Source organism: Vibrio sp. J1-1, assembly GCF_021728395.1.
Taxonomy (GTDB): Bacteria; Pseudomonadota; Gammaproteobacteria; order Enterobacterales; family Vibrionaceae; genus Vibrio.
On sequence record NZ_JAKKCM010000042.1, the window covers coordinates 1 to 2160 of the forward strand.

Genomic DNA, 2160 nt, shown 5'->3' on the forward strand with positions numbered 1-2160 from the left:
CCATCGAGAAAATAGTCGTTGCAAGAAAATTTGCCTAACAAAGCGTTTAAGGGTGATTCCAAACGCTTGCCGGTTTCGCTTCGCTCAAGTATGGCAAGCGCTTGTCACACCTTAACGCAGCGTTAGCAACAAAGGAGGATATATGTCCAATCCAGTAGATAGATTTTCTAGTCGTGTCACTGATTACGACAAGTACCGACCTAGTTACCCATTAGACCTAATTAATAAGCTCATGGAGCAGTCAAACCTAAATCAACGCTCGGTTATTGCAGACATCGGCTCTGGAACAGGAATATTCACTGAGTTACTCGTTAATCGAGGTGTAAAAGTCATAGGGATAGAGCCTAATGACGCAATGAGACATGCAGCAGAAAACAAGCTCAGCCATAAAGCAAACTTTACAAGTTTGAATGCGACAGCAGAATCGACTTGTTTGAAAGAAGGCAGTATTGACCTGATCACAGCTGCGCAATCATTTCACTGGTTTAATAAAGACAAAACAATTCCTGAATTTAAACGAATACTTAAGCCAAATGGTGCTCTCGCTTTAGTGTGGAATCAAAGATGCGTCGAACAAGATTTTCAAATCGCGTACGATGAAATTTTAGGCAAATATTCGAAAGACTACGATTCGGTTAATCATAAAAACCTAAAAGTTAATGAAGTGCCTCAATTTTTCGAATCAAATCGAATGGAAACATTTACATACACCAATGAACAACTTTTTGACTATGAAGGCTTACTTGGCAGAATAAGGTCATCGTCGTATTGTCCTTTACCATGCACAACAGAATATTCGCGTCTTGTGAAAGACTTAGAGGTGGTGTTTCACCAATTCTCTTCGCAAGACCAAGTCAAATTTAAGTACAAGTCGCATCTTTTTATTGGGCCAATTTGTTGCTAACAAAGCATTCAAGAGGGATTCACAACGCTTGGCAGTTTTGGTTTGAATTAGCTTTAGTGTTTACGGCACAATGCTTTAGGTAGGGTGGTTTGCGTTGTTCACCCCTTAATGCGGCGTTAGGTGTATTGGAGTAATCCGCTCATTTGTCTGCTTTCAGAGCTCTCTTTAATACTGTGAGCTACGGTAACTAGGAATAATTGCAATGTTGCATATGAGTGTTAATATCAAACATGAGTAATTTGCTCAGGTGAAAAAGGAGGTCCCAATTTTGGCCGAATTTTTGAAAATTGCCCTTTGCCCGTAATAGCCGCGGTAAGCTGATTTGGCAAATCACCTTGGACAGAACGCACCAAAGGGTATGGATTTAAATCTATGAACGCATGACCCTCCTCCAACGGTAGGAAAGGTGCTGACTATAAATCAGTGACATTATAGGTTTGGCGATGATCATCCTTGATGGGAGACACCATATTGAGCTAAGTGCTAGCTACGGGTAGTCGCTAAGTGTATGTATTTACTACCGCCTCTAGTGTGGCAAAGGTAGTCTAACTGTCCATTCCAGAGTGTTATCAAACACACCTAACAAAGCGTTTAAGAGTGATTCCAAACGCTTGCCGGTTTCGCTTCGCTCAAGTATGGCAAACGCTTGTCACACCTTAACGCAGCGTTAGTTGCCAGTGGTAAAAACGCAGCTAAAGCAGAAAGTTTAAGGCTAATGAATTGTGTTACTTTGCTCGATTTTTGCCTGGGTGTGGTTTGCTGAAATTGTGTTCGATTTTTAATGTTGTGGTTTTGTTTTGCCATTTCAGATGCCAATTTACTCGTTGAAAGTCAGCTTTGTAACATTGCCGTTCCAAAAGGTCTTTTTGGTGCTTTCAGTCAGCATTCTACGGCGTTGTAAGTTCCAAGTGGTTTCAGTGACAGGCGCTTTGAAACTGCGCCTGATTTGAGTTTTTCAAAGCGCTCAAAAACGGTGTTGGCAAAGTGGAAATGAATAGAAAATCAAAGGTTTAGAATGGCAACTAACAAGGCGTTTAAGGCAGATTCGCAACGCTGGGCATTTTTGATTTTCTTTGAATTTAGTGTTTATGGCACAATGGTTTAGGTTAGGTGGCAATGTTGCTCACTACTTAACGCAGCGTTATGTAACATGGAGGTTCAATGAAAATCGCAGTTATTCTAGGTACTTCAAAATCGGACGGAAACACTAGAAATTTAGTCGAGTTGTTTGTAAAAAAGTCGGGAGCAAAGTTGTT

The 2160-nt window shown here is 40.8% G+C and carries 1 protein-coding gene and 1 pseudogene; both read left to right on the top strand.

The features are described 5' to 3' along the window. Positions 1-142 precede the first annotated feature (142 nt). The gene (locus L3V31_RS21925) at positions 143-904 is read left to right on the top strand and encodes a class I SAM-dependent methyltransferase (RefSeq protein WP_237319338.1); all 762 of its coding nucleotides are present in this window, start codon (positions 143-145) and stop codon (positions 902-904) included. 1161 nt (positions 905-2065) lie between these two features. After that, positions 2066-2160 (top strand): annotated as a pseudogene (locus L3V31_RS22120) (FMN reductase); the annotation flags it as partial.